General features: G+C 70.5%; 22 protein-coding genes. 14 read left to right on the top strand and 8 right to left on the bottom strand.

The window, feature by feature from the left end:
- Nucleotides 1-235: 235 nt before the first annotated feature.
- Nucleotides 236-691, top strand: coding sequence for a transglycosylase SLT domain-containing protein (locus AB0G47_RS01150; RefSeq protein WP_360762686.1), 456 nt, complete (start codon nt 236-238; stop codon nt 689-691).
- Between the two features lie 164 nt (nt 692-855).
- On the opposite strand, the gene AB0G47_RS01145 is transcribed toward AB0G47_RS01150, so the two are convergent.
- Nucleotides 856-2,025 carry a steroid 3-ketoacyl-CoA thiolase gene (locus AB0G47_RS01145; protein WP_360762683.1) on the bottom strand — a complete coding sequence of 390 codons (1,170 nt, stop codon included), beginning with the start codon at nt 2,023-2,025 and terminating at the stop codon, nt 856-858.
- Nucleotides 2,026-2,274: 249 nt separating this feature from the next.
- On the opposite strand from AB0G47_RS01145, the gene AB0G47_RS01140 reads away from it, so the two are divergent.
- Both AB0G47_RS01140 and AB0G47_RS01135 read left to right on the top strand, forming a co-directional pair.
- Nucleotides 2,275-3,519 carry a cytochrome P450 gene (locus tag AB0G47_RS01140; protein WP_360762680.1) on the top strand — a complete coding sequence of 415 codons (1,245 nt, stop codon included), beginning with the start codon at nt 2,275-2,277 and terminating at the stop codon, nt 3,517-3,519.
- Between the two features lie 142 nt (nt 3,520-3,661).
- A complete protein-coding gene (locus AB0G47_RS01135; protein WP_360762677.1) occupies nt 3,662-5,293 on the top strand; it encodes a hypothetical protein in 1,632 nt (543 codons plus the stop codon).
- Here the strand turns inward: AB0G47_RS01135 and AB0G47_RS01130 are convergent.
- Nucleotides 5,247-7,307 (bottom strand): bifunctional glycosyltransferase 87/phosphatase PAP2 family protein, encoded by a 2,061-nt coding sequence (locus AB0G47_RS01130; protein WP_360762674.1) that lies wholly within the window; start codon nt 7,305-7,307, stop codon nt 5,247-5,249. The two genes, AB0G47_RS01135 and AB0G47_RS01130, sit on opposite strands and share 47 nt — an antisense overlap.
- 435 nt (nt 7,308-7,742) lie before the next feature.
- On the opposite strand from AB0G47_RS01130, the gene proP reads away from it, so the two are divergent.
- The gene (gene proP / locus AB0G47_RS01125; protein ID WP_360762671.1) at nt 7,743-9,146 is read left to right on the top strand and encodes a glycine betaine/L-proline transporter ProP; all 1,404 of its coding nucleotides are present in this window, start codon (nt 7,743-7,745) and stop codon (nt 9,144-9,146) included.
- A 183-nt stretch (nt 9,147-9,329) separates the two neighbouring features.
- Here the strand turns inward: proP and AB0G47_RS01120 are convergent, their stop codons facing one another.
- Nucleotides 9,330-10,439, bottom strand: a complete 1,110-nt coding sequence (locus AB0G47_RS01120) for a serpin family protein (protein ID WP_360762668.1) — start codon at nt 10,437-10,439, stop codon at nt 9,330-9,332.
- Between the two features lie 193 nt (nt 10,440-10,632).
- Here AB0G47_RS01120 and AB0G47_RS01115 point away from each other — a divergent pair, with 193 nt between their 5' ends.
- A complete protein-coding gene (locus AB0G47_RS01115; RefSeq protein WP_360762665.1) occupies nt 10,633-11,301 on the top strand; it encodes an O-methyltransferase in 669 nt (222 codons plus the stop codon).
- 78 nt (nt 11,302-11,379) lie between these two features.
- Here the strand turns inward: AB0G47_RS01115 and AB0G47_RS01110 are convergent, their stop codons facing one another.
- The gene (locus AB0G47_RS01110) at nt 11,380-11,772 is read right to left on the bottom strand and encodes a hypothetical protein (protein WP_360762662.1); all 393 of its coding nucleotides are present in this window, start codon (nt 11,770-11,772) and stop codon (nt 11,380-11,382) included.
- Nucleotides 11,773-11,918: 146 nt separating this feature from the next.
- Between AB0G47_RS01110 and AB0G47_RS01105 the strand changes: the two genes are divergently transcribed.
- From AB0G47_RS01105 to AB0G47_RS01090, 4 genes are all read left to right on the top strand, one after another.
- Nucleotides 11,919-12,326: a DUF1992 domain-containing protein gene (locus tag AB0G47_RS01105; protein WP_360762659.1), complete on the top strand. Its 408-nt coding sequence runs from the start codon at nt 11,919-11,921 to the stop codon at nt 12,324-12,326.
- Between the two features lie 31 nt (nt 12,327-12,357).
- Nucleotides 12,358-12,684, top strand: coding sequence for an antibiotic biosynthesis monooxygenase (locus AB0G47_RS01100; protein WP_360762656.1), 327 nt, complete (start codon nt 12,358-12,360; stop codon nt 12,682-12,684).
- A gap of 81 nt (nt 12,685-12,765) precedes the next feature.
- Nucleotides 12,766-13,404: a LysE family translocator gene (locus tag AB0G47_RS01095; RefSeq protein ID WP_266867491.1), complete on the top strand. Its 639-nt coding sequence runs from the start codon at nt 12,766-12,768 to the stop codon at nt 13,402-13,404.
- A gap of 13 nt (nt 13,405-13,417) precedes the next feature.
- Nucleotides 13,418-13,963, top strand: a complete 546-nt coding sequence (locus tag AB0G47_RS01090) for a GNAT family N-acetyltransferase (protein WP_360762653.1) — start codon at nt 13,418-13,420, stop codon at nt 13,961-13,963.
- 27 nt (nt 13,964-13,990) lie between these two features.
- Here the strand turns inward: AB0G47_RS01090 and AB0G47_RS01085 are convergent, their stop codons facing one another.
- On the bottom strand, nt 13,991-16,057 hold the full coding sequence (locus AB0G47_RS01085; RefSeq protein WP_360762651.1) for an MDR family MFS transporter: 2,067 nt from the start codon (nt 16,055-16,057) through the stop codon (nt 13,991-13,993).
- A 152-nt stretch (nt 16,058-16,209) separates the two neighbouring features.
- Here AB0G47_RS01085 and AB0G47_RS01080 point away from each other — a divergent pair, with 152 nt between their 5' ends.
- Nucleotides 16,210-17,109 (top strand): peptidoglycan-binding domain-containing protein, encoded by a 900-nt coding sequence (locus AB0G47_RS01080; RefSeq protein ID WP_360762648.1) that lies wholly within the window; start codon nt 16,210-16,212, stop codon nt 17,107-17,109.
- 114 nt (nt 17,110-17,223) lie between these two features.
- On the opposite strand, the gene AB0G47_RS01075 is transcribed toward AB0G47_RS01080, so the two are convergent.
- Together AB0G47_RS01075 and AB0G47_RS01070 are read right to left on the bottom strand one after the other, a co-directional pair.
- On the bottom strand, nt 17,224-17,889 hold the full coding sequence (locus AB0G47_RS01075; RefSeq protein ID WP_360762645.1) for an HAD-IA family hydrolase: 666 nt from the start codon (nt 17,887-17,889) through the stop codon (nt 17,224-17,226).
- A 195-nt stretch (nt 17,890-18,084) separates the two neighbouring features.
- Complete coding sequence (locus AB0G47_RS01070; RefSeq protein WP_360762643.1) at nt 18,085-18,663, bottom strand: TMEM165/GDT1 family protein; 579 nt, start codon at nt 18,661-18,663, stop codon at nt 18,085-18,087.
- 503 nt (nt 18,664-19,166) lie between these two features.
- On the opposite strand from AB0G47_RS01070, the gene AB0G47_RS01065 reads away from it, so the two are divergent.
- The 4 genes from AB0G47_RS01065 to AB0G47_RS01050 all read left to right on the top strand — a co-directional run bounded on the left by AB0G47_RS01065 (nt 19,167) and on the right by AB0G47_RS01050 (nt 24,294).
- Complete coding sequence (locus AB0G47_RS01065; protein WP_360762640.1) at nt 19,167-19,814, top strand: HNH endonuclease family protein; 648 nt, start codon at nt 19,167-19,169, stop codon at nt 19,812-19,814.
- A gap of 85 nt (nt 19,815-19,899) precedes the next feature.
- Nucleotides 19,900-21,540, top strand: coding sequence for an alkaline phosphatase D family protein (locus AB0G47_RS01060; RefSeq protein WP_360762637.1), 1,641 nt, complete (start codon nt 19,900-19,902; stop codon nt 21,538-21,540).
- A gap of 183 nt (nt 21,541-21,723) precedes the next feature.
- Nucleotides 21,724-23,781 carry an FAD/NAD(P)-binding protein gene (locus AB0G47_RS01055; RefSeq protein ID WP_360762634.1) on the top strand — a complete coding sequence of 686 codons (2,058 nt, stop codon included), beginning with the start codon at nt 21,724-21,726 and terminating at the stop codon, nt 23,779-23,781.
- Nucleotides 23,782-23,841: 60 nt separating this feature from the next.
- A complete protein-coding gene (locus AB0G47_RS01050; RefSeq protein ID WP_360762632.1) occupies nt 23,842-24,294 on the top strand; it encodes a DoxX family protein in 453 nt (150 codons plus the stop codon).
- 76 nt (nt 24,295-24,370) lie between these two features.
- On the opposite strand, the gene AB0G47_RS01045 is transcribed toward AB0G47_RS01050, so the two are convergent.
- A complete protein-coding gene (locus AB0G47_RS01045) occupies nt 24,371-24,931 on the bottom strand; it encodes a superoxide dismutase family protein (protein ID WP_360762629.1) in 561 nt (186 codons plus the stop codon).
- Nucleotides 24,932-25,108: the final 177 nt, after the last annotated feature.

The raw sequence follows: 25,108 nt of genomic DNA, 5'->3' as shown, positions 1-25,108 counted from the left end.
GTCAATCCCCGCCCTGACCTGCGGATTGAGAGCCACGTCACAGAGGGGGCGTTCAGCTCAAGTACGACAGCAACTAGCAAAAGGGGGTATTGCGGAGACGCAACAGCCCTGCTTCTCTGGATCGAGTCGCACAGCGCCGACGACCTTCGGGTCCAAGGCGCTTACGCATTCCCCCCGCCACTTTCCATGGCCAAGGCGTGCTTGCGACACCATGTCCCCCACGGAAGGTCACGCTTTGTCCGCCTCGCTCCTCCGCCGTATCGCCGCCCCGAAGAAGGCCCTCGCCGGTGTCGCCGTGGCCGCCGCCACGACCGGCATGCTGATCGCCGCGGGTCCGGCCCAGGCCGCGACCCCGACCGCCGCGAAGGCTGCCGCTCCGGCCGCCGCTCCGGCCAAGGCGCCTTCCTCGGCACAGGCGATCGCGAAGAAGTTGATCCCGGATGCCGCGCAGTACCAGGCGTTCAGCAAGATCGTCGAGCACGAGAGCGGCTGGAACCCCACCGCGACGAACGCCTCCTCCGGCGCATACGGCCTGGTCCAGGCCCTGCCCGGCTCGAAGATGGCTTCGGCCGGCTCGGACTGGAAGACCAACCCCGAGACCCAGATCAAGTGGGGCCTCGACTACATGAACGACCGCTACGGCAGCCCCGCCGAGGCCTGGAACTTCTGGCAGGCCAACGGCTGGTACTGAGCCGAAGCCGCTGCGGCACACCGGAAAATCACCGGCTCCGCCGAGCTCGTCCTCAATCCCCCCAAGCTCTTAAAGAGCAGGGGGCCCCCTCGACGGGCTAAATACTTTCCTGGACCCCGGGCTGAATTCCTTCAGCCCGGGGTCCAGCGCATTTCCCCGCGCACTCACAGCCGCTGAATGATCGTCCCCGTGGCCACCGCGCCCCCCGCGCACATCGTGATCAGCGCGAATTCCTTGTCGCGCCGCTCCAGCTCATGCAGGGCCGTGGTGATGAGCCGCGCCCCGGTCGCCCCGACCGGGTGCCCCAGCGCGATCGCACCCCCGTTCACATTCACCTTCTCCAGGTCCTGCTCGAACACCTGCGCCCAGCTGAGGACCACGGAGGCGAACGCCTCGTTGATCTCCACGAGGTCGATGTCCTTGAGCGACATCCCGGCCTTCCCCAGCACCGCCCGCGTCGCGTCGATCGGCCCGTCCAGGTGATAGTGCGGATCGGCCCCCACCAGCGCCTGCGCAACAATCCGCGCCCGCGGCTTCAGCTTCAGGGCCCGTGCCATCCGCTTCGACGCCCACATGATCGCCGCCGCGCCGTCGGAGATCTGCGAGGAGTTGCCCGCCGTGTGCACGGCGGTCGGCATCACCGGCTTGAGCCCGCCCAGGCCCTCCATCGTCGTGTCGCGCAGCCCCTCGTCCCGGTCGACCAGGCGCCACATGCCCTGCCCGGCGGCCTGCTCCTCCTCCGTCGTCGGCACCTGGACGGCGAAGGTCTCGCGTTTGAAGCGCTCCTCGGCCCAGGCGACGGCGGCGCGCTCCTGCGAGATGAGCCCGAGCGAGTCCACGTTCTCCCTCGTCAGGCCCCGCTTACGGGCGATCCGCTCGGCCGCCTCGAACTGGTTGGGCAGGTCCACGTTCCACTCGTCGGGGAACGGCTTGCCGGGACCGTGCTTGGACCCCGACCCCAGCGGCACCCGTGACATCGCCTCGACGCCACAGCTGATCCCCACGTCGATGACCCCGGCCGCGACCATGTTGGCGACCATGTGGCTCGCCTGCTGCGACGAGCCGCACTGACAGTCCACCGTCGTCGCCGCGGTCTCGTACGGCAGACCCATCGTGAGCCACGCCGTGCGCGCCGGATTCATGGACTGCTCACCCGCGTGCGTGACGGTGCCGCCGACGATCTGCTCGACGCAGTCGGCGTGGATGCCGGTACGTCCGAGGAGTTCACGGTAGGTCTCGCCGAGCAGATAGGCGGGGTGGAGATTGGCGAGCGCCCCTCCGCGCTTACCTATGGGGGTGCGTACGGCTTCGACGATGACAGGTTCCGCGGCCATGAGCGTCCTCTCCATCCACATCCCGCGGGGGCGTCCCGGCACCCGCACGGAGAACTAGTACGCGTTCTAGTTCTGCATGCAGTCTGCTGAGCCGCACCCCGGCGCCGCAAGGGTCTTGCACGTACCTTGCGCACGACCTGCACGAGGCGGGCCTGTCACGGGCCTTGCCACTTATAGAACCCGTTACTACCTTGCGGTACATCTCCTGATGGACCGTCAGAACAAAGAACTGAACTCCTGGAGTTGCCGATGCCCTGTCCAGCGCTGCCCGACGGGTTCGACTTCACCGACCCCGACCTCCTTCAAGACCGCGTGCCTCTCCCGGAGTTCGCCCAGCTGCGCCGGACGGAACCGGTGCGCTGGATCGACCAGCCGCGCGGCATCTCCGGCTTCGACGACGCGGGCTACTGGGCCGTCACACGGCACGCGGACGTCAAGTACGTCTCCACACACCCGGAGTTGTTCTCCTCCAACCTCAACACCGCGGTCATCCGCTTCAACGAGACGATCGGCCGCGACCAGATCGAGGTCCAGAAGCTGATCATGCTCAACATGGACCCGCCCGAGCACACCCGGGTCCGCCAGATCGTGCAGCGCGGCTTCACTCCCCGCTCCATACGCTCGTTGGAAGACGCCCTGCGCACCCGCGCCCACTCCATCGTCGAGACGGCCCTCGCGAACGCCGCCCCCGACGGCAGCTTCGACTTCGTCACCAACGTCGCCGTCGAACTGCCCCTCCAGGCCATCGCCGAACTCATCGGCGTACCCCAGGAGGACCGGACGAAGATCTTCGACTGGTCCAACAAGATGGCGGCGTACGACGATCCGGAGTACGCGATCACCGAGGAGGTCGGCACCGAGGCGGCCATGGAGATCGTCAGCTACGCGATGAACCTCGCCGCCGCCCGCAAGGAGTGCCCGGCCAAGGACATCGTCAGCCAGCTGGTGGCGGCCGAGGACGAAGGCAACCTCTCCGGCGACGAGTTCGGCTTCTTCGTCATCCTGCTCGCGGTGGCAGGCAACGAGACCACCCGCAACGCCATCACCCACGGCATGCACGCCTTCCTCACCCACCCCGAGCAGTGGGAGCTCTTCAAGCGCGAGCGCCCGCAGACCACGGCGGAGGAGATCGTCCGCTGGGCGACCCCCGTCGTCTCCTTCCAGCGCACCGCGACCCAGGACACCGAGCTCGGCGGCGTACAGATCAAGAAGGGCGACCGCGTCGGCCTCTTCTACTCCTCGGCCAACAACGACCCCGAAGTCTTCGACGAGCCCGGGAAGTTCGACATCTCCCGCGACCCGAACCCGCACCTCGGCTTCGGCGGCGGCGGCCCGCACTTCTGCCTCGGCAAGTCCCTCGCGGTCGTCGAGATCAACCTCATCTTCAACGCGATCGCCGACGCCCTGCCCGATCTGCGCCTGGTCTCCGACCCCCGGCGACTGCGCTCGGCCTGGCTGAACGGGGTCAAGGAACTGCAGGTCAGCACCGGCTGACCCGCTGCCAGGGAGGCAGGGGCGACTCCCCCTACGCCCTGCCCCTGCCTCCCCCTGGCCCAGGGAACCAACGTTTTCGTTGCCTGCGGCGTCTTGAGAAGTGAACCTTGCCTCTCCAAGTCGTCCAAGTCCTCAAACGGAAATGGTGGCTGTGGTCTCCGCCGATATCTCTCTCGTGCCGTCGGGCAGCGCACCCACCGAGCGGAAGAGGGCCTTGCGTGCCTTCGCGCGACGCAACAGGGTGCCTCTCCTCGCCACGGTCCCCACTCTGCCGCTCTACGCCGTCTGGGCGGCGTTCCTCGCCACGGGCGGCGGCGATCTGGCGGCGCAGGAGGCCTGGGCGCGGTTCGCCTCCGAGCACGGCGCGGCCGCGTACGGCCTGTTCTGGTACGGCGGCATGCACACCGCCAACTACAGCCTGATCTCTCCCTACTTGATGGCCGCGGTGGGCGTGAAGACGGTGACGGTGGCGGCGGGCGTCGCCGGTGCCTGGCTGGTCGCCGCGCTCATCGCGCGCACCGGCGTCCGCCGCCCGCTGTGCCCTGCGGTGCTCGCCTCGCTCGCCGTGTGGTGCAACGTCGCGTCGGGGCGCACGACCTTCGCACTCGGGCTCACCTTCGGGTTCGCCGCGTGCCTGGCCCTTGTGCGGGAGCGCCGGGTGGGGGCCGCGGTCGCGTTCGGGGCGCTTGCCACCATGTCCAGCCCGGTGGCCGGCCTGTTCCTGCTGGTCGTGGGCGCCGGCTTCTTCTTCGTACGCGACTGGAAGCGGGCCGCGGCGCTGCTCGCGCCGCCGGTGGTGGTCGTGGGGGTGACGACCGTCCTTTTCCCGTTCACCGGCGAGCAGTTGATGCCCTTCGACCGGATCTTCCCGCCGGTGGTGTTCGGCCTCGCGGTCGTCGTGGCGGCGCCACGCCGGTGGCGGGTGCTGCGGTGGGGCGCCGCCGTGTACGCGGCCGGCACGGTCCTCACGTATCTCGTCCCTTCGCCCATCGGCACGAACGTGGAGCGCCTCGCCGAGCTGCTCGCGCCCGCCGTGCTGCTCGCCGCGCTGCTCGCGCCCTCGCTCGACCGCGTACGCAGGACCGTGCTCGCGATCGCGCTCGTGCTGTCCACGGCCTGGGTGGCGCAGAAGACGGCGGACGATCTGACGGTGTCGACGGCCGTGCCGAAGTGGGCCGTCGACACCCACGGCGTGGTGCGCGAGCTGGAGCGGCTCGGTGCCGACCGGGGCCGCGTCGAGGTGGTCCCCGCGCGCAACCACCGTGAGGCCACGGCTCTGGCCCCGCATGTGAACATGGCGCGCGGCTGGAACCGCCAGCTCGACGTCGAGCGCGGCCGGCTCTTCTACGACGGGTCCTTCTCGGCCGCCACCTACCGGGCGTGGCTCGACAAGTGGGCGGTCGGCTATGTGGTGCTTCCCTCGGGCAAGCCGGACGGGTTCGCCGAGGACGAGGCGGCGCTCGTGGAGAGCGGTCCCGACTGGCTGAAGCCGGTGTGGAAGGACGCGCACTGGCGGATCTTCCGGGTGGAGAACGCCGTGCCGATGGTGTCCGCGCCCGCGTCCGTCGTCCGGTCCACGGGCTCGGACATGATGGTCAGCGTCCCCACCCGGGAGCCGGTGACGCTGCGCCTGGTGTACTCGCCGTGGCTCCGGGCCGAGGGGGCCTGCCTGAAGCGGCACGGCGAGTTCACCCGGCTCACGGTGTCCGCGCCGGGGACCTACCGGATCAGCTCGGGGTACGGTCCTTCGCCGAGTCCTTCGTCATGTCGATGACCGGTTCGGCCCCCGTCGCCACCTTCAGGGGCTGTCGTACGCGGGGCCCGGCAAGCAGATAGCCGAGGCCGAAGCCAGCCCCGACGACGGCCGCGCCGCCCACCGCGTCAAGCACCCAGTGGTTGCCGGTCGCCACGATCGCGGAGACCGTGAACAGCGGGTGCAGCAGGCCGAGCGCCTTCATCCACCACTTCGGCGCGAGGATCGCGATCACCAGACCGCACCACAGGGACCAGCCGAAGTGCAGCGAGGGCATCGCCGCGTACTGGTTGGTGAGCGCGGTCAGCGTGCCGTAGTCCGGCTGCGTGAAGTCCTGCACGCCGTGCACCGTGTCGATGAAATCGAGGTCGGGCATCAGGCGCGGCGGTGCCAGCGGGTAGAGCCAGAACCCGACGAGCGCGAGCACCGTGGCGAAGCCGAGCGCGGAGCGCGCCCAGCGGTACTCGGCGGGGCGGCGGACGTAGAGGACGCCGAGGACGGTGAGCGGCACCAGGAAGTGGAACGACGTGTAGTAGAAGTTGAAGAACTCCTCGAGCCAACTGACCTTCACCACCGCGTGGTTGACCCAGTGCTCGACGTCGATGTGCAGGAACTGCTCGATCGAGTAGATCTGCTCGCCGTGCTGCTCGGCCGTGGCCCGCCCGCCCGAGATGGTGCCGCCGGTCGCCGCGAGCCGCGCCTGCTGATAGGCGGAGTAGCCGACACGGATCAGGAGCAGTTCGAGGAGCAGGTTCGGCCGGGTCGTGACCCGCCGCCAGAACGGGATGAGCGGCACCCGGCTCCAGCGCGCGGGCACGGGCGCGGCGTAGTCGGTGGGGATGGGGCTCTGGTACTGCGGTGCCGTACGGGAAAGGAAGGGCACGACGGTGGCGGCGGCGAGCGCGGCGATCAGCACGAGGTTGTCGCGGATGGGCTCCACGACCGGCATGTTCGGCAGCATCATCTTCGCCGGCAGCGTCGACACCAGGATCACGGCCACCGGCCACATGTACCGGTCGGACTGCTTCTTTCCGACCCGGCCGACCACGGCGAGCAGCACCCACAGGAGCTGGTGCTGCCAGGTCGTCGGGGACACCGCGACCGCGACACAGCCGGTGATCGCCACGGCGAGCAGCAGCTGCCCGTCCTGGGCGTAGCGCACGGCACGGCGCAGGCCGAGGAAGATCACGGCCGCGCTCAGGAGCACGAAGAGGGCGATCTCCAGCGGCCCTTCGAGGCCGAACCGGAGCAGCGCGCCGTGCAGCGACTGGTTGGCGAGGCCGTCAGGGCGCGCGCCCAGGCCCGCGCCCGCCAGGTGGTGCACCCAGTACGCCCACGAGTCGTGCGGCATCGCGGCCCAGGCGAGCGCGGTGCAGGCGAGGAAGGTGACGCCGGTGGCGGCCGACGCGCGTCTGCGGCCGGTGAACCACAGCAGGGCGGCGAAGAGCAGCACGGTCGGCTGCAGCGCCGCCCCTATGCCGATCAGGACGCCGCTGGCCCGCTCACCGCGGACGGCGAAGCAGCCGAGCAGCACGAGCAGGACGGGAATGATGCTGGTCTGGCCCAGATGCAGGGTGTTGCGCACCGGCAGCGACAGCATCAGGAGGCAGATCGCGACGGGCGCGGCGAGCAGCGAGATGCGCCGGGACACGGGCTGCGGCAGGGCGCGGGCGGCGACGAGGCCGAGCACCGCGACGAGGATCAGGGTGCCGAACGTCCAGCCCCAGCCGAGCGCCTGTTCGGCCGCGCGGGCGAACGGCTTGAGCACGAGCCCGGCGAAGGGAGTACCGGTGAACTTGTCCGCGTCGTAGAGCGAGCCGTTCACATGCAGGACGCCGTCAGGACCGATCCAGGTCTCCAGGTCGGTCAGGCGCTCGCCCTTCGGCGTACGCACGACATCGGCCACCTGCCGTACCGCGAGTATGGCGGCGATCATCCAGAGGGCGGCACGGACCGCCCTGATCCGCGCCTTGGGTGTACCGGACGCGCCTGCCCCAAAGGCGTTTCCCGGTCCCCTGTGCTCAATGTTCGCCACGTGCCGTCTGCCCTCCCGCCCCGCTCGTCGTCCCTGCGCCGTCGCCATGGGCGCCGCGCCCGTCGGGTGAGACGCGCGCAACCCCCATTTCACCTGGCGGCCACACCGCTTTCTACCGGCTTTTGCGCGTACTTCCTAACCAAACCTTTCGTCCGCATGGCCGATATCTCACCCCCCACTGTCCAGAAGATGACGGGCTGAGCTCCCTGGCGCGGTTCCCCGCCCGAGCCGCGACATAGATCACAAACGGGCCTTCTCGCCACCACCGGACGCAGGGGCATTTGACCTGGATAGCGGCACTTTCCGTGCGGTGCGCGGCGGACCGGACACCGCCCGTAATGATGCTGCCTGCACCTATGGTCGGTTTTTGAGCCGCCCCCTTCTTGCCGGGCGGCTCTGTCCTTGCCGTCAACCGAGAGGCAGGCGAGCGAACCCTTGCCGACCGCCACACCCGTCGCACCCCGCACCCAGGCCCCGCCGTCCCCGCACGCACCCGCGGAGGTCACCGTCATCGACCCGGCGCTGGTCAAGCGCGCGGTGAAGGCGGCCGCACTCGGCAACGCGATGGAGTGGTTCGACTTCGGCGTCTACAGCTACATCGCCGTGACGCTCGGCAAGGTCTTCTTCCCCTCGGGCAACCCCACGGCCCAGCTTCTCTCCGCCTTCGGCGCCTTCGCGGCGGCGTTCCTGATCCGCCCGCTCGGCGGCATGGTCTTCGGCCCGCTCGGCGACCGCATCGGCCGCCAGAAGGTCCTCGCCCTCACCATGATCATGATGGCGGCGGGCACCTTCGCGATCGGCTTGATCCCTTCGTACGCGACGATCGGCGTGGGCGCCCCGATCCTCCTCCTCGCGGCCCGCCTAGTGCAGGGCTTCTCGACGGGCGGCGAGTACGCGGGCGCCTCCACGTTCATCGCCGAGTACTCCCCCGACAAGAAGCGCGGATTCCTCGGCAGCTGGCTGGAGTTCGGCACGCTGGCCGGCTACATCGGCGGCGCGGGCCTTGTCACCCTGATGACGGCACTTCTCTCCTCCGAGGACCTGCTCTCCTGGGGCTGGCGCATCCCCTTCCTGATCGCGGGCCCGATGGGCCTGATCGGCCTTTACCTCCGGATGAAGCTGGAGGAGACCCCGGCGTTCGCGGCGGAGCTCGCGAAGGCGCACAAGGACGAGCAGTCCCGCCCGAAGGTACGGCTGCGCGAGATGGTGACCGGCCAGTGGAAGGCCCTGCTCCTCTGCATGGGCCTGGTCCTGGTCTTCAACGTCACGGACTACATGCTGCTGTCGTACATGCCGAGCTATCTGACGAGCGAGCTCAAGTACGACGCGACGCACGGCCTCCTGGTCGTCCTGGCGGTGATGGCGCTGATGATGTGCGTCCAGCCGTTCGCGGGCGCGCTGACCGACCGGGTGGGCCGCCGCCCCGTGATCGCGACAGGCTGCGCAGGCTTCCTTCTCCTCTCGATCCCCGCCCTGCTCCTGATCCGCCAGGGCTCGCTCTGGGCGATCGGCCTGGGCATGGCGGCGCTCGGCCTGCTCCTGGTCTGCTTCACGGCATCGATGCCGTCGGCACTCCCGGCCCTGTTCCCGACGAGGGTCCGCTACGGCTCACTCTCGATCGGCTTCAACATCTCCGTATCGATCTTCGGCGGCACAACTCCCTTGGTGGTGACGGCTTTGATCGGAGCCACGGGGAACAAGATGATGCCCGCGTACTACATGATGGCGGCGGCGGTGGTGGGCGGCATCGCGGTGTGGTTCATGAGCGAAAGCGCGGGGAAGCCCTTGCCGGGCTCACCGCCCGCGGTGGAATCCCCCAGCCTGTCTGCGACGCAGTAACCCAGCCCGCCCCCAGGCCGATATTCCAGCCCGCCCCCGGCACATTTTTCAGCCCGTCCCCGGCGAATATTCCAGCCCGTCCGGCGTTTGAGGACGAACTCGCCGAAGGCGGTGATGACGGCACACAAGGCCCCCGCGCCAGCGGGTTTTCGGGAAGGGGCGGGGTTGGGGAAAAAGAAGCCCCTACCCCACCGGCACCCCGGCCTGCCACCCGGTGAACAACGGAACCTCCCCCGCCCCATCAAGCACAACAACCCCGAACGGCCGGTTAAAGGCGATCCACTCGATCCGTCGAGGGACATACGGCACGCCACCAGGAGCCATCGGCACCACAGTGACCGCAGCCGCCTCAACCCCCTCCTCCGCCACCTTCACCACGGCCTCCTGCACCACCTGCGATATCGCGAGCCGCTCCGGCGACATCCCGGAGAAGTCCGCCCCCTCACTCATCGCCCACCGCACCCCCAGCGCCGCCAACTGCTCCGTCGCATCAACCCGCGTACGCAGCGAAAGCCGAGGCAGCGCCATATTGATCTGCTCCGCGTCGATCCCGGTCCACCGCCCCTCCGGCGCCCACGCCAGCGGCAGCACCTCGGCGGGCCCCGCGCCCGGCTCACCGAGCACGAAGCGCACCCGGGCCGGCGCACGGCGGCCCTCGGCGCGGCAGCGCAGCTCGACGACGCTCGCCCCGCCCACCGTCCACGCACCGTTCAGCGGAACGGGCCGGTGCATCGTCGGCACCCGGTGCCGAACGCCCAGCGCGTCGGTGAAGTCCTGGTCGCGCGTGCCCGCCCCCTCGAAGGGAATCTCCCAACGCGCCTTCAGTGCCAGCGCGTTGACAAGCACAAGCAGCACATCCGGAGTGATCACCACCGGCAGCCGCTCGACAAGACCGCCCGTGGCTTCGCGCACCCACGCGTCGATCTCATCGGGCTCCATCGGCCCGAACCCGACGTCCGGCAGCGCTTCCCGATAGGCCCGGTACACCGGCACCCGGCTCCACACGCGCGTGGCGACCGCAACGGCATCCGTGCCGGCGAGCGCCCGCGCCGCGGCCGTCACCGCGCCCGCGGCCTCCACGTCGGCGACGCCCAGCAACTCCCGCAGCTCACCGGCGGTTTCCTCGCGCGCGCCCACCGCGACGGCGGCCAGCGCGAGCCACAGCCCCGCGGGCGAACAGACGAAATCCCCCGGCGCCCCGTCCTCCCCCGGCTCGGCCATCAAGGGAAGCCACCGGTCGGCAAGACCCCGGATCGCCGCAGCGGGCACCTTCTGCCCGGTCCCGTACGTCATCTCCATCTCAACCCCCGCAGTCCGCAGACCACCAACACAGCCCAACGCCCCCAGTATGCGAGTCACCACTGACATCCGACCCCCACCCCGCTAGCATCCTTAGCAAAACTAACTAGACACGCAAAAGACAGTAAAGGCAGAGGCGCCCCCCCCCACTCCGCCCCCACTCCGCACCCCGAAAGGCCGATCCCCCATGCCCCAGCAGCAGTGGACCGCAGTCGACCACTACTTCACCGACCTGCTCACCCCCGCCGACGAGGCGCTCACCGCGGCCCTGCGGGACAGCGACGCCGCCGGTCTGCCGCAGATCAACGTGGCGCCGAACCAAGGCAAGTTCCTCCAGCTCCTCGCGCAGATCCAGGGCGCACGCCGCATCCTGGAGATCGGCACGCTCGGCGGCTACAGCACGATCTGGCTGGCCCGCGCCCTGCCCGTGGACGGCAGGCTGATCACCCTGGAGTACTCCCCCGTCCACGCCGAGGTGGCCCGCGGCAACCTCGCACGCGCGGGCCTCGACAAGATCACCGAGGTCCGCGTGGGCCCGGCCCTCGAATCGCTGGCCGCGCTGAACGTCGAGCACCCCGAGCCCTTCGACCTGGTCTTCATCGACGCGGACAAGGCCAACAACCCGCACTACGTGGAGTGGTCGCTCAAGCTCACCCGCCCCGGCAGCCTGATCATCGTCGACAACGTCGTGCGGAGCGGCGCGGTGACCGACACCGCGAGCACCGAGCCGAGCATCCGGGGCACCCGCGAGGCGCTCGAACTCATCGCCCGGCACCCGAAGCTGACCGGCACGGCACTGCAGACGGTGGGCACAAAGGGCTACGACGGCTTCGCCCTGGCCCGAGTCCTGGACTGAGTCCTGGACTGAGTCCCGGCCCGAGTCCCGGCCCGAGTCCAGGACTGAGCACGCCGCCGAACCCCCTCCCCGGCTGCCTCAACCCTCCTGATAAAACCCGACGTTCACGCTGCGCGGCCCCGACCGGTCCTGGATGACCACCTCGCCGGCCCCGCCCCGGGGCAGCGCGGCGGTCCCGCCGTACTCGATGGGCCGCGCCACACCCTCCACCGTCACGCGCACCTCCGACGAGGGATTTGGATGCGACCCGCGCAGCCAGGTGACGGACCAGTCCCCGTCGGCACCGCAGCGGAACTCCAGATGCGTACGCGACACGAACAGCCAGTCGTCGGGCGGCACAAGACGGCACACACCGCGATCGCGCCCCACTCGCAGCACGGCACCCGGTTCACTCGGCGCGTCAGCCATGAGCATGCCCGCGGTGGCGCCCGCGTCCGCCCCGGACACGGAGGCCATGGTGAGCTCCAGCACGTACGCTCCTCAGTTCTCGAACTCTCGTTGAACGAACGCACGGCCGCCGGAAACACCCCACGCACCGCGCCGCCGCATCCTAAGTCGCACCGTCGCGCCACCGCACCGTCTCCCCGAAACAGGGTCCTGGCTGGAACAATGGACACATGACTGAACGGAAGCCACCGGAAGTCACCTTCGAGTCGTGGATCGACAAGCAGATCCGCGAGGCGGAGCAGCGCGGCGACTTCGCCTCGCTGCCCGGCCGCGGGAAACCGCTGCCGGAAGGCCTGGACACCACGTCGTACGACGAACAGTGGTGGATCAAGCAGAAGATGGTCCGCGAGGGCGTCTCCCACCTCCCCCCGACCCTGGCCCTGCGCAAAGAGGCCGAGGACGTGCTGGCCGCCGCGCCGGACGCCCCGTCCGAGAGCATGGCGCGCCGCCTCGTGACCGACCTCAACGAAAAGATCACCGAGGCCCTGCGCAGACCACCACCGGGCCCGCCGCTCGGCCTGAAGCCCTTCGACGTCGACGAGATCACCCGCACCTGGCGCGAACGCCACCCGGACTGATCCCACGCGGGGCATGCGCGAGGATGGGCCCATGAGCATCGTGAAAATCAACGTCCTGACCGTGCCCGCCGAGCAGCGTGAGGTCCTGGAACAGCGCTTCGCGTCCCGCGCCGGCGCCGTGGAGAGCTCCGACGGCTTCGAGTGGTTCGAGCTGCTGCGCCCCATCGAGGGCACCGACGACTACCTGGTCTACACGCGGTGGCGCGACGAGGAGTCCTTCAAGGCGTGGATGGAGGGCCCGATGAAGTCGGCCCACCAGGGCGGCGCCGCAGGTGACGGTGAGCGTCCCAAGCCCGCGTCGAGCAGCGCCGCGGTCTGGTCGTTCGAGGTCGTGCAGCAGGCGGCGCCCAAGAGCTAGCGCAGGAGCCGACGCGCACACGCCGGCCGACGCCGGAAAAGCGATACCGGCGCGCGCGGCCTCCGTGGTGCGATGGGCCGCATGATGTCCTCCGACCGGATACTCGCCTTCGCGGCCATGTCGTTCCTGCTGATCGTGATTCCCGGCCCCAGCGTCCTGTTCGTGATCGGGCGGGCGCTGGCGCAGGGGCGCCGGGCCGCGCTGACCACGGTGGTGGGGAACACGATCGGCGCGTACGTACTCGTCGTGGCCGTGGCGCTGGGCGTCGGTTCCGTGGTGGAGCGCTCGGTCGTCGTCTTCACGGCGCTCAAGCTGCTCGGCGCCGCGTACCTGATCTATCTGGGAGTCAAGGCGGTGCGCCAACGCGCGTCGCTGCACGCCGCGTTCACCGGCGACGCGCCTGCGCACAGCGGCCTGCGTACGTTGTGGGAGGGGTTCGCGGTAGGCGTGGCCAACCCCAAGACCATCGTCTTCTTCGCGGCCGTGCTGCCGCAGTTCGTCGACCGGGAGCAGGGCCACGTCATGGCCCAGATGCTGCTCCTCGGCCTCGTCTTCAATGCCATCGCCGTGGCCTGCGACAGTGTGTGGGGCCTGGTCGCGGCCACCGCGCGGGGCTGGTTCGCCCACTCGCCGAAGCGGCTCTCGACGGTCGGCGGGATCGGCGGGCTCACCATGATCGGGCTCGGCGTCAGCATCGCGGCGACCGGCCGCAAGGACTAAGGAAATGGCCCCCATGAACCACACCGAGCAGCACGGCATCGCGGGCCCCGCCTCCTGGACCGTCGCCCCCGAAGCAGTCGACTCCTCTGCCGCCCGTGCCCTGTGGCGTGCGTACTACACCGAGGTCAGCGACCGTTACTACCTGCTCCATGAGGGGCGTACGACCGAGCCCGAAGAGCTGGAGCGGGAGGTCGCCGCGGAGGCCGGGGACGGTCTGCGGCCGCCGCACGGGGTGCTGCTCGTCGCTCGGTACGGGGGCGAGCCCGCGGGCACGGCCGGGGTGCGGATGGTCGATGCGGGGGGCGGGGTCGCCGAGCTCAAGAGGGTTTTCGTACGTGAGGGGCTGCGCGGGAAGGGTGGGGCGGGAGTGCTGCTCGGCGCCGCCGAGGACGCAGCCCGTGCGCTCGGGGCGCGGCGGATCGTCCTCGACACGCGGCTCGATCTGGTCGAGGCGCGGGCGCTGTACACGCGGCACGGGTACGCGGAGACCGAGCCGTACAACGACGGAATGTACGCCGAGGTCTGGTACGCCAAGGACCTTGCCCCGGTGGCCGGTTGAGTCCGGAGCGGGGTGCGGGCCCACCGCTCAGTCGGCCCACACCCCGCGCTGTAGTGGCCTGCCGTTGTGCGGCCGTTCGGTGTCCGAGCCGCACATCTCGGCGCCCAGTTCTTCGACGAGCTGGACCAGATCGGTGGGCCGGTCGGGGCCCCACCAGTCGCCCAGCAACTCGGCCAGGGACTCCTCGCGGGCCTTGGAGAGTTTGGCGACCGCTTCACGCCCCGTGTCCGTGAGGGTCAGCCCCATGCCCTCGCGCCGTGCGAGACGCCGCTCCTCGACCTGGCGGGACGCCGCGGTGATCACGGTCAGCGGCACGGTGCTGCGTTCGGCGAGCGCGGCGGGCTCCACATGGCCGTGGCGGCTGATCCGCAGCAGCAGCCAGCTGGCGGCGGGCAGCAGGTCGTAGCCCGCGCGCTCGGTGATGGTCTCGTAGATCTTGCGGCGGCCCTCGCGCGTGCCGAGGACCGAGAGGGCCCGCGCCACCTCGTCGTACGAGGAACGCTCGACGGGGTTGCTGGCCAGGGTCTGTGTCGTGTCGGGCGCGGTGACCGAGCCGCGCAGCTTGTCCTCGTGCAGGAACCAGGCGAGGACGAAGGCGACCAGGGCGACCGGCGCGGCGTACAGGAAGACGTCCGTGATGGACGAGGAGTAGGCGTGCAGGACTTCGGGGCGCAGGGCCGCCGGGAGTTCGGAGATGCCGCGCGGGTCGGCGGTGAGCGAGTCGGCGCTGACGCCGGGCGGCAGTTCCTGGCCCGCGACGGCGTCGGAGAGCTTGCTGACGAGCCGGTTGGCGAAGATCGTGCCGAAGATGGCGACACCGAACGAGGCGCCGATGGAGCGGAAGAACGTCGCGCCGGACGTGGCGACGCCCAGGTCCCCGTACGGGACGGCGTTCTGCACGATGAGCACAAGGACCTGCATGACCAGGCCGAGTCCGAAGCCGAAGACGAAGAAGTAGGCGCTCATCTCGCCCGTGCTGCTGTTCTCGTTCAGCTGGTGGAGCAGGAGCAGGCCGAGGGCCGTGACGCCGGTGCCCGCGACCGGGAAGACCTTCCAGCGGCCCGTGCGGCTGACGATCTGGCCGGACGCGGTCGACGAGATCAGCATGCCGACCACCATCGGCAGCATGTGCACGCCCGACATGGTCGGCGACACACCCTGGACGACCTGCAGGAACGTCGGCAGGTAGGTCATCGCGCCGAACATCGCGAAGCCGACGACGAAGCTGATGACCGCGGACAGGGTGAACGTCCTGACCCGGAACAGCTTCATCGGAATGACCGGCTCCGCCGCCTTGCGCTCGACGGAGACGAAGGCCACGGCGAGCACGGCGCCGAGCACCGCGAGCCCGATGATCTGCGGCGAGCCCCAGTCCCAGGTGGTGCCGCCGAGCGAGGCGACGAGGACGAGGCAGGTGGCGACGGAGGCGATGAGGAAGGTGCCCAGGTAGTCGATGGTGTGCTTCTGCGAGCGGACCGGGATGTGCAGGGTCGCGGCGATGACGAGGAGCGCGACGACGCCGATGGGCAGGTTGATGTAGAAGACCCAGCGCCAGCTGAGGTGTTCGGTGAACAGGCCGCCGAGCAGCGGGCCGAGGACACTCGTCGCGCCGAAGACGGCACCGAACAGGCCCTGGTACTTGCCGCGTTCACGCGGCGGGACGATGTCGCCGACGATCGCCATGGACAGGACCATCAGCCCGCCGCCGCCGATGCCCTGCAGCGCGCGGAAGCCGATGAGCTGCGGCATGTTCTGCGCCATGCCGCAGAGCGCCGAGCTGATCAGGAAGATCAGGATGGCCAGCATGAACAGCTTCTTGCGGCCGTACTGGTCCCCCAGCTTGCCCCAGAGCGGCGTCGCGGCCGTCGCGGCGAGGAGGTAGGCGGTGACGACCCAGGAGAGGTGCTCCATGCCGCCGAGGTCGCTGACGATGGTCGGCAGGGCGGTGGAGACGATGGTCTGGTCGAGCGCGGCGAGCAGCATGCCGAGCAGCAGCGCACCGATGGAGACCAGTACGCCGCCGTGCGCGTGCTCGTCCGGCGGTCCGGGGACGGGGTCGGGCCCCGCCGGGCGGGCGGTGACGTCCTGCGTCATGGACACCTCCTGAGGGTCCTTGACCTAGGGGCTCTCCGCGGGGCTCTCCTTGCGGGGCCTCCATCTCCATCCTGGTGCGTGTGACCCGTTATGGCTCGTTGAAGCGGGGGTCTGCATAATCTCTGGAGTTCTCTAGGGGTGGGGTACGAAGAGTGGACAGCGCAGCAGCCGGCCGTGGCGGCCGGAGACAGACATGCCCGCGGTGCGGCACGGGGCGCGAGGCGGGCAGTGCGCCCGCGTGCGGCTGTGCGGAGCGGGCGGGGGACGCGGGACGCGAGGCCAGGTCGGCGGAGGCGGCGGCCGCGGAGGACTTCGATCCGTTGCGGATCCGTCCCTACGTGACGCTGCCGGAGCCCGCGGCGGGGGCGACGGAACCCATGCCCGTGGTGGCGCCGCCGGTCGGGGACGCGCCCCGGTCGGCGGATGTGGGTCTTTTCGCGTCCCGGGCGCCGGAGGGCGATCTGCCGCCGCCGGAGGTTTCGTACGGTGCTTACGACGAACCGGAGCCGCGTCGGGGCCGTAGGGCCTGGTACGCCGGGGTGGGCGCGGCGGTGGCCGTGGTGACCCTCGCCGTCCTGGCCGCGGGGGTGTTCTCCTCCGACGACGAGCCGCGGCGGGACCGGGCGCTGCCGGACGCGCCGACGAGCGCGGTGGACGTGCCGTCCGGCTCCGCGAGGCCTTCGGGGTCCGCGTCGGCCTCGGCGTCCCGCAGCGCAGCTCCTTCGCCATCGCGTACGTCGTCAGCGGCGGCCTCGACGCCCGCACCGTCCGCGACGCGGTCCACGGCGCGGGCCACGGGCTCCGTGGAGCCAAAAGCGCCGGCCTCGGGCCAGGTGCTGCGGCGCGGCGACCGGGGCGCCGAGGTCGTGGACCTCCAGGAACGGCTTCAGCAGCTTTCTCTGTACGAGGGTGAGGCCCACGGCAATTTCAACGCGCCGGTGGCGTCGGCCCTGACCCGGTTCCAGGTGGCGCGGGATACCGCCGACGCGGACGGCGAGGGTGTTTATGGCGCGGCCACGAGGGCTGCGCTGGAGGCGGAGACGACGCCTTAGCCTTCTGCCCGGGCCCCGCAGTCGCCCGCCCTTGTTGTGGGCAGGCGTTCCGCACGGCGGAACGGGTGGGCACAACGCAACGCTGCCGGGTCACCGATACAGCAAGGCCCCGCCTCACCCGAAGCTGAGCTCAAGCCCCCCGCCGGGCACGGCAGTCACCCGTACCCGCGTCAGATCGTCGACCTGCACCGTCGGTGCGAACTCCCCGGCCCGCGGGCCGACCCCCACGACCCGCATACCCGCGGCGCGCCCCGCCGCGATCCCCGCCCCCGAGTCCTCGAAGACGACGCAGTCCGCGGGGTCGAAGCCCAGCTCGGCGGCCCCCTTGAGGAACCCCTCGGGATCCGGCTTGCTCGCGCCCACGTTCTCCGCGGTCACCCGCACTGCGGGCAGCGGCAGCCCGGCCGCGGCCATCCGCCCGGTGGACAGCGGGACGTCGGCGGACGTCACGAGGGCGTGCGGAAGCCCGGCAAGCGACTCCAGGAAGGCGCCGGCGCCGGGCACCGGCACGACACCCTCCATGTCCGCCGTCTCCTCGGCCAGCATCACGCGGTTCTCCGCGTAGTTCTCCTCCATGGACCGCTCCGGCAGCAGCACCGCCATGGAGGCGTACCCCTGCCGCCCGTGGACGATCTTTATGACGTGCTCGAAGTCGAGCCCGTGCCGCTCGGCCCAGCGCCGCCAGCAGCGTTCGACCACGGCGTCGGAGTTGACGAGGGTCCCGTCCATGTCCAGGAGAAGGGCTCGGGCGGTCATAACCGTGGCATTCGCAGCCGTCATCGACGTACTCCAGAGCGCAGAGAGAGATTCCGCAGAGGAAGAGTCAAGGCGGCTCCGCCCGCCGGTCAGGGAATACGGGCGGAGCCACTTTGTTCCCACACGATACAAAACGGGGACGCCGATCGCCAGCAGCCCAGGTCACACCCCCTACGGGGCCCCGGACGAGACCCCCGACAAGACCCCCGGAGGAACCCCTCAGGCAATCGCCTCATACAGGCTCCACAGCCCGAGCCCCAGCATCAGCAGCGCCGCGATCTTGGTGATGAGCGCCAGCGGCACCCGCTTCATCAGCGCCTTTCCGCCCACGATCCCGAGCCCGGCCACCGCCCACAGCGCGAGCACCGCGCCGAGGCCCACGGAGAGCGGGTCGTCGTAGCGGGCGGCCAGGTTCGCGGTCATGATCTGCGTCAGATCACCGAACTCGGCGACCAGGATGAGCATGAAGCCCGCGCCGGACACCTTCCAGAAGCTCTGGTCCTTGGGCTCGCGGACCTCTTCCTCGTCCTCGCCGCCCTTCATGAGCAGCATCGCCGCTCCGCCGAGGAAGAGCACACCGGTGAGCGCGTGCAGCAGCTGCTGGGGCAGGAGCGTCAGCACGCTGCCCGCCGCGACGGCGAGCACGACATGGACGACGAAGGCGGCCGCGACCCCGACGAAGACGTACGAGGCGCGGTAGCGCGTCCCGAGGACGAGCCCGGCCAGCGCTGTCTTGTCGGGGAGCTCGGCAAGGAAGACGACGCCGAAGACGAGCGCCGTCACGCTGATGCTGATCAAGATTCCTCAATCGGTCGGGGCCGCCCCGCCGAGAGCATTCGGTACTTCGCGTACGACACCTCGGCACGGCAGCGCACAACAGACGCACACGGATGTGTACGCCGGGCACTGCTTGCCGAAGGTCTCGCTGGCCGACCACGTCGATGACGGGGCCTGCCTCCGGGCGCCGGCTCAGACGAGCTGAGCAGTATGTCGACGGTCCGGCGAAGAGCTACTCCCCTTCTGCGTCATACATCGTACGTGACGTCCGACGACCCCGGTCCAGGGACTTTCGACCCCCGGAATCCGTGATCCAGGTCACGAATGCCGGGGCCGCGCCGACTCCCGCACACGGGTGCCGAACCAACTCCCGTACACATGAACGCTCATGACACGGCGCCAGAACCCTTGAACTGACCACCTGATTGACGCGACCCTGTCACCTGACGCACATCCACAGGAAACCCCACCGCGTCACCATGACCCCCCATAGGTCAACTTCCCCCCACATCAAGGGAGTTCGCATGTCCGCTGTCTACGCGCGTCGACGCCTCGCCACTCTCACCGCCGCCACCGCCCTCGCCGCCGGTGCGACATTCCTCACCGGCAGCCCCGCCCAGGCGGCTCCTCCGGAACCGGTCTCCGCCGCCACCGCCCGCACCTATCTCGGCCAGCTCACCGAGCAGGCCGAGGGCTCGTCCGACGGCTACAGCCGCGAGAAGTTCCCGCACTGGAGCACCCAGTCCGGCGCCTGCAACACCCGCGAGGTCGTCCTGAAGCGGGACGGCACCGACGTCGAGCAGGACTCCAGCTGTGCGGCCACCTCGGGCACCTGGAAGTCCCCCTACGACGGCGGCACCTGGACCGCCGCGTCCGACGTCGACATCGACCACGTCGTGCCGCTCTCCGAGGCCTGGAAGTCCGGCGCCAGCGGCTGGACCACCGACCAGCGGGAAGGTTTCGCCAACGACCTGACCCGCCCGCAGCTGATCGCGGTCACCGACAACGTCAACCAGAGCAAGGGCGACCAGGATCCGGCAGAGTGGCTGCCTCCCACCACCTCGTACCACTGCTACTACGCCCGCATGTGGGTGGACGTGAAGCACCACTACGACCTCACGGTGAACCCGGAGGAGAAGAGCGCCCTGTCGTCGATCCTCAACGGCTGCTGATCAGCAACTGATCCTGATCCCCGGAACCTCCCCATGAACCTCCGTCGTTCCGTACCGTACGGGGCGACGGAGGAGAGTGATCAACGTGGCACGGCTGCGCCTGGGTCCGCTGCTGAGGTATGTCGACGGTTCGACGGCGACGGTCTGGGTCGAGGCCGACCGTCCGTGCATTGCCGAAGTGCGGTGCGCGGACGGCGCGAAGGGCACGGCGCACACCTTTCAGATCGACGGCCACCACTACGCGATCGTCCCGGTCACGGGACTGCGGCCGGGCACGGAGACGGCGTACGAGGTGCGGCTCGGCACCGCTGACGCTCCGGTGTGGCCGCTGCCGGACTCGCCGTTCCCGCCGAGCACCATCCGCACGCCGGGCGGGGGCGACGAGGAACCGCTGCGGGTCACCTTCGGTTCCTGCCGCTGGGCGGCCCCGCCGAGCGATGAGCACGACCCGGTGGGCCCCGACGCCCTGGACACCCTGGCCGCCCGGATAGCCGCCGACCCGGACGGCGAGCGCCCCGACGTGCTGCTGCTGCTCGGCGACCAGGTGTACGCGGACCAGACGTCCAAGGCGACCCGCCGCTATCTCGCCGCCCGCCGGAGCCTCGCCGACCCACCAGGTGACCAGGTCGCGGACTACGAGGAGTACACCCACCTCTATTACGAGTCCTGGCTCGACCCCGAGGTGCGGTGGCTGCTCTCCACCGTGCCCAGCTGCATGATCTTCGACGACCACGACGTCATAGACGACTGGAACACCAGCGCCGCCTGGCTCGCCGAGATGCGCGCGACTCCCTGGTGGCGCGAGCGCGTCCTGAGCGGCCTCATGTCGTACTGGGTCCACCAGCACCTCGGCAATCTGCCGCCCGCCGAGCTCGAACGCAGCGAGCTGTACGCGGCGGTGCGTGCGACGCCCGACGGCACCGACACGCTGCGCGCCTTCGCCGCCGCGTCGGACGCCGACCCCGCGTCGACCCGGTGGAGCTACCGCCGGGACTTCGGCCGCGTACGCCTGCTCATGGTCGACACCCGCGCGGCCCGCGTCCTGGACGAGCAGAACCGCGCGATGCTCGACCCGGACGAGGCGCGCTGGCTGCGCGAGCAGGCGCTTGAAGCCGGCTGCGACCACCTGCTGATCGGCACATCACTGCCCTGGCTGTTGCCCCATCTCATCCATGACGCGGAGGGCTGGAACGCCGCGCTGTGCCGTGGCGAGCGGGGCGAGCGCTGGGCCCGCTTCGGCGAGAACCTGCGCAGGCGCTCGGATCTGGAGCACTGGGCGGCGTTCCCCGCGTCGTTCGACGAGCTGACGTCGCTGATCGCCGAGGCGGGCAGCGGCGCCGGCGCACCGGCGACGGTGTGCGTCCTGTCCGGCGACGTCCATCACGCGTACGTAGCGGAACCGACCTGGCCGAAGGGCGACGGACCGGATTCGCGCGTCCTGCAGCTGACCTGCTCCCCCGTCCACAACTCCATCCCCGCGTCGATAAAGATGGGCTTCCACTTCGGCTGGAGCAAGGTCGGCCGGGCGCTCGGCCGCCGCTTCGTACGGCACGGCAGAACGGCACGGGCGGCTATCAACTGGCGCAAAACGGGCGGCCCTTGGTTCGGCAACCAGCTCATGACGCTGACGCTGCGCGGCCGTTCGGCGAGCGTGCGCCTGGAGCGGGCGCGGACGGTGCGCGGGGCGGTGCGCCTGGAGCAGACGGAGGAGTCACGACTTTCCTAGGCAAAGGCGAAACCCGCCCCACGGGCCCCGCGTGACACGGCCCACACCCGGACTACGATCCTCCGCATCGGGGTTCGACTTCCCCGCTTCCGGCGGCATGATGAGGCGGACCATCCGCTTCCGACGACGTCCGAGGAGGCGGACCTCCCGCTTCCAGCTCCTCTACGCCCCGGAGTCACGCCCTTGTCCGCAGCACCCGCAGCGACCGCACCGGGCCAGGACGTCGCTGTCGCCGTCGTCGGCGCGGGACCCCGCGGCACCAGCGTTCTGGAACGCCTCTGCGCGTCGGCCGACGAACTCCTGCCGCCGGGCGCACGGCTGACGGTCCACGTCGTCGATCCGTCGCCGCCCGGCCCGGGGCGCGTCTGGCGGACCGCCCAGCCGTCCGAGCTGCTGATGAACACGGTCGCCTCGCAGGTCACCCTCTTCACCGACGAGAGCGTCGACTGCGCGGGCCCCGTACTGCGCGGGCCGAGCCTGCACGAGTGGGCCGCCGCGGGGCACGCACCGGGACTCGGCCCGGACGACTACCCCACGCGCGCCTGCTACGGCCGCTATCTGGAGTGGGTCTTCGCCGAGACCCTGCGGGAGGCCCCCGGCCAGGTCCGGATCGAGGTACACGCGGCACTCGCCGTGCGACTCGACTCGGCGGACGAGGGGCCGGGCGACGCAGGGCACGTCGTACGCGGCGGCGGCGCGCCGCCCCTCGCACCCGACGAAGGTCCACAGCCCCACGCCCCCAGCAGCGCCCCCCTCTCCCCCGCACACGACGGCGGCCCCCAAGCCCTCGTGCTCGATGACGGGCGTGAGATACGCGGTCTCAGTGCCGTCGTCCTCGCGCAGGGGCACCTCCCCTCGGCCGGCGACCAAGCGGGGCGGCCCCTCGCCGAGCACGCCGCCCGGCACGGCCTGCGGCACATCGAGCCCGCCAACCCCGCCGACGTCGACCTCTCGGCGATCACCCCCGGTGAGCGCGTGCTGCTGCGCGGCCTCGGCCTGAACTTCTTCGACCACATGGCGCTGCTTACCCAGGGCCGCGGCGGACGCTTCGTGACCGAGCCGTCGGGCGGCCTGCGCTACCGGCCGTCGGGGCACGAGCCGAAGCTGTACGCCGGTTCGCGGCGCGGCATCCCCTACCAGGCGCGCGGCGACAACGCGAAGGGCGCGTACGGGCGGCACGATCCCGCCGTCCTCACCCCGGACGTCATAGCCCGCTTCCGCAAGCGCGCGGACAGCGGCGCCGCCCCCGACTTCCTCGACGAGATATGGCCGCTGGTCGCGAAGGAGGTCGAGACGGTCTACTACGCGGCGCTCGTCCGCCCCGACGGGCGGTCCGCCGCCTTCCGTGCCGCGTTCCTCGACGTACCCCACCGCAGCCCTCAAGAGGCCCTGATCCTGGACGAGTTCGGGATCACCGAGGCCGCGCGCTGGTCCTGGGACCGCCTCGCGCGGCCGTGCGCCGACCGCGCCTTCCGCTCGCCGGACGACTTCCGCGGCTGGCTCCTGACGTATCTGCGCGATGACACCGCCCAGGCCGCGCTCGGCAATGTCGCGAGCCCCCTGAAGTCCGCCCTCGACGTACTGCGCGACCTGCGCAACGAACTGCGCCTGATCGTCGACCACGGCGGCATCGCGGGACCGTCCCGGCGCACCCACCTGGACCGCTGGTACACGCCGCTCAACGCCTTCCTTTCGATCGGACCGCCCCGGCGGCGCATCGAGGAGATGACGGCGCTGATCGAGGCGGGCGTCCTCGACGTGCTCGGTCCGCGCCTGGACGTGCGGGCCGGCGCCGACGGGACCTTCCGTGCGCACTCACCCGACGTTCCGGGGTCCGATGTGCGCGTCACCACGCTGATCGAGGCGCGGCTCCCGGAGCCTGACGTGCGCCGCACCGCGGACGAACTGCTCGGGCGGCTCGTGCGGACGGGGCAGTGCCGCCCCCATGTCGTCGACGGTTACGAAACCGGAGGCCTCGACGTAACACCCCGCCCGTACCGTCTGATCGACCGTCAAGGCCGGGCGCACACAAGGCGGTTCGCGTTCGGCGTGCCCACGGAGGGCGTGCACTGGGTGACGGCGGCGGGGGCCAGGCCCGGTGTCGACTCGGTGACCCTGTCGGACGCGGACGCGGTGGCGCGGGCCGTGCTGCGGGCGGCGGCGACGGCCCCGGCGATGACGGCGGTGGCGGAAGCGGAATCGTCCGAATGGCCAGATGTTGAACTTGCAAGCATCGATTAGGTTCCCCTAACCTTGGGCCTCCGCTCGGTTCACGTCCCCAAACCGAAGGAGTCCCCCACCATGACCGGACGTCTCAACAGCGCCCAGCCCTACGCACTCGGACTGTTCCGCATAGTCGTCGGCCTGCTCTTCGCCTGCCACGGCGCCGCCTCGCTCTTCGGCGTGCTCGGCGGCGCGATGGGCGGCGGCACGATCGACGCGGGCACCTGGCCCGGCTGGTACGCGGCCGTCATCCAGCTGGTCGGCGGCGGCCTGGTCGCCCTCGGCCTCGGCACCCGCGCCGCCGCGTTCATCTCGTCCGGATCGATGGCGTACGCGTACTTCAAGGTGCACCAGCCGGAGGCCCTGTGGCCGATGGAGAACGGCGGAGAGGCCTCGGCGATGTTCTGCTGGGCCCTGCTCCTGCTCGTCTTCACCGGTTCCGGCGCGCTCGGCATCGACCGCCTCTTCGCCGCGCGCGGCGAGCGCAAGGACGACACGGCGTCGGAGCGGACGCCGGTGGCCGCCGCGTAGCTCCCACACGGCTCGACGGAGCCCCCTTCCCGGTACGCGTACAGGGAAGGGGGCTCCGTCACGTCCGGCGGCGCCCTCAGGTGCGCGGGGCGAACGGCACCGTGAAGCAGGCGAGGCGGTCCCCCGCGCCGCCCTGCTCGCGGTGCAGGACGACGGACCCGGCCCCGCCCGGCCGGAACTCCCAGCCGTGGCGGGCACTTGCCTTGCCCGCGCCGTCCGGGCCCGTGGTGAAGTCCAGCCACACCTCGTTGCGCGGATTGACGTAGGCCGGGTCCTCCGACGGCTGCACCGGGTCCTTGCGGTGCTGATAGTGACCGCCGGCCGCGGTCGGCTCGGCGCCGCACGGCTTCTGGTGCACATGGGCGCCGTACGCGTATCCCGGCTTCAGCCCCTTCACCCGCAGGGTGACCGTCATGCTGCCGCCCGGCTTCCCGTGCTGCACGACCCCGATCCAGGAGGCCGCGGGCACCAGATCCATGTCGTACGTGATCGCGGGCGAGGGCACGAACGCCGAGGGCGGCGCGAACTGCCCGTCGACTCGCACCCGGTAGCAGTGCGCCGCTCCGTCACCCGCCACGCCACCGCCCGCGGCAAGCACCGCCGCCGCCACGGTCCCGGCGAGTACTCCTGCCACCATCGCCCAGCTCCTTCCGTACCCGTCAGCCGATTTCACTCCATACGGGTCCTTCGTACGGGACTTCGGCGCCGCACGCCGCGTCGGAAGGGGCAGCCGGGTGAACGTGATGTAGCGAACATCTGAGCCCCCCGTGGATCTCCGGCGAAGCGCGCGGCGTACGCTGTACAGCTGTCACAA

It is taken from the genome of Streptomyces sp. NPDC021622 (genome assembly GCF_040640795.1).
Classification (GTDB): domain Bacteria; phylum Actinomycetota; class Actinomycetes; order Streptomycetales; family Streptomycetaceae; genus Streptomyces.
This window is presented reverse-complemented; position numbering and strand designations above follow the sequence as displayed.